Genomic DNA, 7,121 nt, shown 5'->3' with positions numbered 1-7,121 from the left:
GCGGCCGTGCGCGCGCATCGCCAGCCTGGCCGCCATCGCCCCGGCGGTATCGCGTAAACTGGCCTGGTTCGCGGCCGCCGGCTTCGCCCTGTTCGGCGCGCTGGCCACCTACATGATCTGGCAGTCCAGACTGATCCTCCTAGAAGGCTGACATGTTCCGTACCCTGCTCGCCCTGTTCGCCGCCCTCCTGCTCGCCGCCTGCGGCGACGGCAACGCCCCCAAGCTCAACACCGGCATGCCGGCGCCGGCCTTCGCGACCGTGCGCCTCGACGGCAGCCCGGTGCGCTATCCGGACGACTTCAAGGGCAAGCCGGTGGTGATCCGCTTCTGGGCCGACTGGTGCCCGTACTGCGAAGGCGAGATGCAGGACATCGACAAGGTCTACCCGCCCCTGCACGCCAAGGGCCTGGAAGTGCTGGCGGTCAACGTCGGCCAGGACCACGCCACCGCGAGCGCCTTCATCACCCGGCTCGCCATCCACTACCCGGCCCTGCTCGACGAACAGGCCGAGATCACCCGGCGCTACGGCGTCATCGGCCTGCCGACCACCTATTTCGTCGGCGCCGACGGCGTCATCAAGGCCAAGGCGGTGGGCGAGGCGGACGCCGCCACCTTCAGCCGCCTGGCCGGTGCCCTATTGCAATGAGCGACGAGCGCGCCTGCGACCTGTGCGGACTGGACGTCGGCGCGCGTCCGTTTTGCCTGCAGGCCGGCGGCAAGACGCTAAAATTCTGTTGTGACGGCTGCCTGGGCATCTACCGCATGCTGCACGAATCCGAGCTGCGGGAGGCGCCCGGCGATTCCGCGCCGGCCGACGAACCACCGAACAAGACGGCCTGAGCGCCGCCCACGAGATCGAGTCCCACACCTTTGCCAAGGAGCAAAACATGAACGGAATGATGGACGAGGCCATGAAGAACATGCCCAACATGATGGGCCAGGGCCAGCCGATGGGCCCCGCCCAGGGCATGATGATGGCGGCCACCGGCTACGTCGCCGGGCGCGGCCTGCTGGGCGGCCTGTTCCGCCATCCGCTGGTCATGCTGGCGGCCGGCATCGCCGCCGGCTACTACATCCACAAGCACCAGGACGAACTCGTCCAGATGCTCTCCAAGGCCAGCGGCATGGGCAAGGACTTCCTGCTCCAGCAGAAGGAGAACCTGGCCGACCTGGTCGAGGAGGCCAAGGAGAAGGAAGCCCAGCCGGGCGGCGACGCCCAGGGCTGAGTATCCGGGACCCACCTAGGAGAGCGGCCAGATGACTGAGCTCCCGAGTCCGGACAGCCTCGCCCGCCAGGTCGTCGTGCGCTACCGGGGCGACGGCCACGTGCGCTTCGGTCTGCCCGCGGCGCTGTGCGAGGAACCCCACGCCACCGCCATCGAGGACGGCCTGCGCGGCCTGGACGGCGTCTATCGCGTCACCCTGTACCGGCGCCAGGCCAAGCTGTCGGTGTTCTACGACCGCCACGCCTGCGACCTGGGCGACGTCGCCCGCGCCCTGCACGGCCTGCTCGGCGGCCTGGCCGGCGCGGCGCCCGGCAAGCCCGGCGTGGCCGGCCGCCTGCGCGCCGCCGATCCGCGCCCCTGGCTCAAGCGCCAGTCCGAGCGCGCGAAGACCTGGCTGGCGGAATGGCGCTTCAAGGCCAGGCTGATGAAGGACGTCATCGCCTACCACCCGCAGATGCAGGGCATCTTCTCCGAGCGCGCCATCCTCGGCTTCATGAACGACCTGGTGACCTTCTACCTGATCAAGGTGCATTGGGACCTGATCACCCAGAAGTGGCTCAAGTCGCCGATCAAGTACCGGAACGCCTGGCTGAGCACCTTCTACCTGGTCTTCCTGCTGGTGCGCTCGCGCAAGCAGGCCGCCAAGAAGCAATGACCGACGCGCCGGCCCGCTTCGAGGTGGCGCATCGGCTGCGCCGGCGCCTGCGCATCGTCTCGCCCATCCTGGCCAAGGACCAGGAGGCCTGCTACCTGCTCGAAATCCTGCTCAGGAAGCGGCCCGAGATCAAGGCCGTGCGCTCGGTGGCGCCGATCGGCTCGGTCGCGGTGCACTACGACCCGGCGAAACTGCCGGAAGCCCGTCTGCTCGCCACCCTCGATCTCCTGCTCGGCCACCTGGCGGCCAAGACCAGGACGGCCCCGGGCGCCGCCGAACCCGCCGGCCAGGCGGACCTCCCGGCCGGGCAATGCGACGTCGCCGTCGAGGGCATGACCTGCGCCTCCTGCGCCCTGCTCATCGAGATGAAGCTGAACCGCGACCCGCGCGTCGGCAAGGCCACGGTCAACTTCGCCGCCGGCACCGCCAGCGTGACCGGCCGCCTGGGCCGCGACGAGGTCGCCGCCGTGGTCGCCGGGCTCGGCTACACGGCGCGCGCCATGGACACCCTGGCGCAGCGCCGCCTGGTCGTGGAGCGGGAACGGGAACAGCTGGCCCTGGCCAAGCGCCGGGTGCGCGACGCCGCCCTGCTGGCCGTGCCGGTGGCCGCCCTGGGCATGCTCATGCACCGCTCGCCGCTCCTGCGCGCGGTCGAGTTCGCCCTCACCACGGCGGTCCTGGCCGGGCCCGGCGCCGAGATTTTCAAGAAGGCCTGGCGGCTGGCCGGGCAGCGCGCCGCCAACATGGACAGCCTGATCGCCCTGGGCGCCGGCTCGGCCTACCTGTACAGCGTCCCCGGCCTGTTCCGGCTGCGCAACTACGTCTACTTCGAGGCCGCGGCCAGCATCCTGGCCTTCGTCCTGCTCGGCCGCTACTGGGAAGAAAAGGCCAAGGGCAAGGCCAGCGAGGCCATCCGCAAGCTGATCGAACTGCAGCCGGACACCGCCACCCTCATTCGTGACGGGCGCGAAGTCACCGTCGCCATCGACGACGTGCAGGTGGGCGACCTGCTGCGCGTGCGCCCGGGCGAGCGCATCCCGACCGACGGCGAGCTGGTGGACGGCCGCTCCGCCGTGGACGAGGCCCTGGTCACCGGCGAATCCCTGCCGGTGGCCAAGGCCCCCGGCGACCGGCTGATCGGCGGCTGCCTGAACGGCATGGGCAGCTTCACCCTGCGCGTCACGGCCACCGGCCCGGACACCGTGCTGGCCGGCATCGTCCACATGGTGGACCACGCCCAGGGTGCCAAGCTGCCGGTGCAGAAGCTGGCCGACCGCATCTCGGCCCGCTTCGTGCCCGCCGTGGCCGGCACCGCCGCCCTCACCTTCGCCGGCTGGCGCCTGGCCGGGCATCCGCTCGCCTGCGCCTTCACCAACGCGGTCGCCGTACTCCTGATCGCCTGCCCCTGCGCCCTCGGCCTCGCCACCCCGACCGCCATCATGGTGGGCACCGGTCAGGCCGCCCGGCGCGGCGTCTACATCCGCAACGGCGAGGCCCTGGAGACGGCGGCCAAGCTCACCACCGTGGTGTTCGACAAGACCGGCACCATCACCGAGGGCAAGCCCGCGGTCACCGATTTCGTCAACCAGTCCGACCTCGCCGACCCCGAGCTGCTGGCCCTGGTGGGCGCCGCCGAACGCGGCTCCGAGCACTTCCTGGCCCGCGCCATCGCCGCCTATGCGCGCGAGCGCGGCGCCGCCAACGCCGTTGGCACCGACGACTTCGAGGCCGTGGCCGGGCGCGGCGTGCGCGCCCGCTGCGCCGGCCAGGCCGTGCTGATCGGCAACCAGGAGTGGCTGAAGGAGAACGGCGTCGGCGCCGGCCATTTGGCCGAGACGGCCGAAACCTATGCCGGCCAGGGCAAGACGCCGGTGTTCGTCGCCCTGGCCGGCCGTGCGGTGGCCCTGCTGGCCGTCGCCGACCGTCCGCGCGCGGGGGCGCGCGAAGCCATCGCCCTGCTGCACGAACTCGGCATCACCACGGTGATGGCCACCGGCGACGTCGAGGCGGCCGCCCATCACATCGCCGACCTGGTCGGCATCGAACGCGTCGCCGCCCGCGCCACCCCGGCCGACAAGCTGGCCATCGTGCGCGACCTGCAGGCGCAGGGCGAACTGGTGGGTATGATCGGCGACGGCATCAACGACGCCCCGGCCCTGGCCGCCGCCGACGTCGGCTTCGCCATCGGCAGCGGTGCGGACATCGCCCTGGAGACCGCCGACGTCACCCTGGTGGGCGGCGACATCGCGCGCGTCGCCGCCGCCGTCGAGCTGTCGCGCCGGACCATGGCCGTCATCCGCCAGAACCTGTTCTGGGCCCTGGGCTACAACGTCGTCGCCATCCCGTTCGCCGCCGCCGGCCGCCTCACCCCCATGATCGCCTCGGCGGCCATGGCCATGAGCTCGGTGTCGGTGGTCACGAACTCGCTGCGCCTGCAGCGCGACTGAGGCGGGATGGAGGCGGCCGGGCCCAACTCGTACTACTGGCTGGCCTTCATGACCGGCATCCTGGGCAGCGGCCACTGCCTGGGCATGTGCGGCAGCCTGGTATCCAGCTTCTTCATGCGCCTGGGCGCGCACGGCTACCGGCCCTATATCGCCTATCACCTGGGCCGCATCATGGTCTACGCGACCATCGGCCTGATCGCCGCCAGCCTGGGCACGGTGCTGGCCCAGTCCGGCCTGTTCGGCAAGATCCAGGGCCTGTTGCAGATCGCCGCCGGCCTGCTGGTCATCCTGCTCGGCCTCGACCTGATCGGCCTGTCGCCCATCCGCAATACCTTCGCCTTCGCCCCGGTCGCCTGGATCGGCCGCCAGTTCGCCGGCGCCAGCAAGCGCGGCCCGGTGCTCGGGGCCGCCATCGGCGGTGCCCTGAACGGCCTCATGCCCTGTTCCATGACCATGGCCATGGCGGTCCAGGCCACCACGGCGGCCACGCCGCTGCACGGCGGCCTGCTCATGCTCGCCTTCGGGCCGGCACCCTGCCCTCCATGCTCAGCGCCAGCTACCTGTTCGGCCGCCTGGGCGCAAAAGCGCGCGGCTGGCTGCTGCGCGGCGCCGCCGTGTTCGTCATCGCCCTCGGGATTTCCACCCTCTGGCAGGGCATCCGTTTCTACGACGTCATGCGCAACCTGGCCAACTGGTAACGCCGAGCCCTGCCGGAAGGCCGGCGCCAGTGCGGCCACGAGTATCGCCTGGGCGCACCCGACATCGGCATTCAGCCCCCACAAGCCAATCTCCCCGGCTTCCTCCCGAAGCGCAGGCCGGCCGCTTGTCGCGACAACGGGCAAGTGCCAGAATGGCCGAAAACGTACAAGGGCACCTCGAAAATCCGGCCGTTCCCGTGCAGGCGGGAAGCCAGCCCGTCGATCCAACCCGGCCTTCCACCGGGACAAGGCGGCGAAACGAAGGCTTTCGAGGCAAGCGCAGAGACAGGGAAACCGCATGACCTCCGAACCGCCACCGGGCCGGCCGATACATCTGGCCCGCGTCAGCAAGAAGCTCGCTCCCGGCCAACCCGGCACCAAGCGCTACCTGCGCCAGTTCGCCGACGCCCTGGTCTGCGTCCGTTACCGGTTGCACCCGGAAACCGCCATGCGTTACACCACCGTCGAAATCATCGTCGACGAGAGACATCTGCCGGCCCTGCCGACACCGGGCGGGACCGCGGACGACACAACGGTGGCACTGACGGTCGCCTACGGGGAAACGGAGCTTCGACAGCGCGTCAAACAGGCCGGCGCCAAGTGGGACCAAGACCGGAAGGTGTGGCTCCTTCCCTACGCCACCGCCCGACAACTCGGCCTGCACGGCCGGATCAGGAAGATACGGAAATGACATATCCAGATATGGCAATGCCTATATTTACCCATGTCCATATTTGGCAACTTCATGCATAGATGTAGCCATAACCGCCCATATTTGGAAATGTTCCTAGATATGGAAGTGGTGTCTACTACACGTTGGGCGTCAGAGAACCATCGTGGCTGCTGATCTTTATCTTGCATCCTCATACGAAGCGCTTGATGCAAAGCGTCTCCCCATTGAACTTTCGCTTCAAAGCGATGGCTACTACTGGTTCTTATACCGATACTTTGAGAGTGCGAATATAGATCGTCGTCATGAGCTAATTGATCTATACGGTGGCGCCGAAATCAGCGGTTACCAGCTCGAACGACTTGAAGATGAACTTCATATGGCACTTCTTGATATTCAAGCACGCCCGGCGTCATGGCCCGTGTTGGTCGGCTGGTCGTCCACAACAATATGTCGGGAGACCGAGGATAAAAGAGTAATAGAAAAAGGCAAGCTGGTTGCCTTAATCGAAAACCTACTCGGGCTTATAAAGCGTGCTCGGGAAGAAAAGCTCAAACTTGTCTATGTCGGTGACTAATCTTTATCTGAACATTACGCCCAACCAGGCGTTCGAGTGGGACGCTCCAACAGCCGGCTTCGCCGCCTGTTTCCGCGCCCCTCAACTTCGACGTTAGAAGTCACCATGGCCAAGAAACGTTACTGGCGTGTCATAGGGTATGACAGCACAAATCAAATCTATGAAAGGCAGTTCCCTCTAGGCATCATGCCTCAGAATCAAATGGCGGCAGCCCTTCGCTCTCTGGTAGCTAGCGCTGGGCTTACGTTTGACGAGATATTGGATTGCCACACAAGAAAAACGCAAAGATACATCGCGAACTCTTGGAGGTTCGAACAGAATCCCAACCACATTTTTCAATGACTTGTGGCTTAAACCCACACTTTATTGCTTCAGTGGTGGAGAAATGACTTCTAACCCTGCGCTCAAGCGGGACCGTCCGCCTGCGGCGTCCGGCCCCTTAGCTCCACGTTAGAGCGGAGCGCGAGTAGAGAAACCGGGAGGCCGAATCAAAATGCAAACGACATTGCCCTGTTTCGCCGTTGCAAGCCCTCGTTCGGGCAGTCGGGCGTCGGTGGCCTTCGTGGCGGTGACTGAATCTTCAAAGGTGCCGCGCGGGCGAACAAAAGTGGCCCGAGTGAAAGCCGAGTGCGCCGCGCGGCGTGCGCCTTCGTTCCAGGTTGTTGAAGGCAAGTGTCGTGCCTTCGGCCACCGAGTTGAGGTTGAAGCTCCCAAGGTCGGTGGCCTTGGCGAGCGTGGTTGTGTTGGGGTGCAGGCGTCCGCACTCTGCCCGGGCGTCTCAGCCCTAACATTCCGCTCAAGCGGGACGCCTGCCGGCAAGCCGGCAGGCGCCCCTTAGCTGGCACGT

General features: G+C 67.2%; 7 protein-coding genes. All 7 read left to right on the top strand.

Features of this window, described 5'->3' with window-relative positions; all coding sequences use genetic code 11:
* Positions 1-152 precede the first annotated feature (152 nt).
* Positions 153-647: a TlpA family protein disulfide reductase gene (locus EZJ19_RS15255; protein ID WP_131449104.1), complete on the top strand. Its 495-nt coding sequence runs from the start codon at positions 153-155 to the stop codon at positions 645-647.
* Positions 644-841: a heavy metal translocating P-type ATPase metal-binding domain-containing protein gene (locus tag EZJ19_RS15250; RefSeq protein ID WP_131449102.1), complete on the top strand. Its 198-nt coding sequence runs from the start codon at positions 644-646 to the stop codon at positions 839-841. Before EZJ19_RS15255 ends, EZJ19_RS15250 begins: the two co-directional genes overlap by 4 nt.
* A 47-nt stretch (positions 842-888) precedes the next feature.
* Entirely contained in the window at positions 889-1,227 is a 339-nt protein-coding gene (locus EZJ19_RS15245) for a hypothetical protein (RefSeq protein WP_206199452.1), read from the top strand.
* 31 nt (positions 1,228-1,258) lie between these two features.
* Positions 1,259-1,882 carry a cation transporter gene (locus EZJ19_RS15240; protein WP_131449100.1) on the top strand — a complete coding sequence of 208 codons (624 nt, stop codon included), beginning with the start codon at positions 1,259-1,261 and terminating at the stop codon, positions 1,880-1,882.
* Complete coding sequence (locus tag EZJ19_RS15235) at positions 1,879-4,329, top strand: heavy metal translocating P-type ATPase (protein ID WP_131449098.1); 2,451 nt, start codon at positions 1,879-1,881, stop codon at positions 4,327-4,329. The genes EZJ19_RS15240 and EZJ19_RS15235 overlap by 4 nt, the downstream gene beginning before the upstream one ends.
* Before the next feature lie 6 nt (positions 4,330-4,335).
* A complete protein-coding gene (locus tag EZJ19_RS16110) occupies positions 4,336-5,718 on the top strand; it encodes an urease accessory protein UreH domain-containing protein (protein ID WP_206199451.1) in 1,383 nt (460 codons plus the stop codon).
* Between the two features lie 145 nt (positions 5,719-5,863).
* Positions 5,864-6,274 carry a hypothetical protein gene (locus tag EZJ19_RS15220; RefSeq protein ID WP_131449094.1) on the top strand — a complete coding sequence of 137 codons (411 nt, stop codon included), beginning with the start codon at positions 5,864-5,866 and terminating at the stop codon, positions 6,272-6,274.
* The last annotated feature ends 847 nt before the right edge of the window (positions 6,275-7,121 follow it).

The organism is Parasulfuritortus cantonensis, from assembly GCF_004337445.1.
Lineage (GTDB): Bacteria > Pseudomonadota > Gammaproteobacteria > Burkholderiales > Thiobacillaceae > Parasulfuritortus > Parasulfuritortus cantonensis.
The sequence above is the reverse complement of the archived record's forward strand: the minus strand, read 5'-3'. Positions and strand labels throughout refer to the sequence as shown.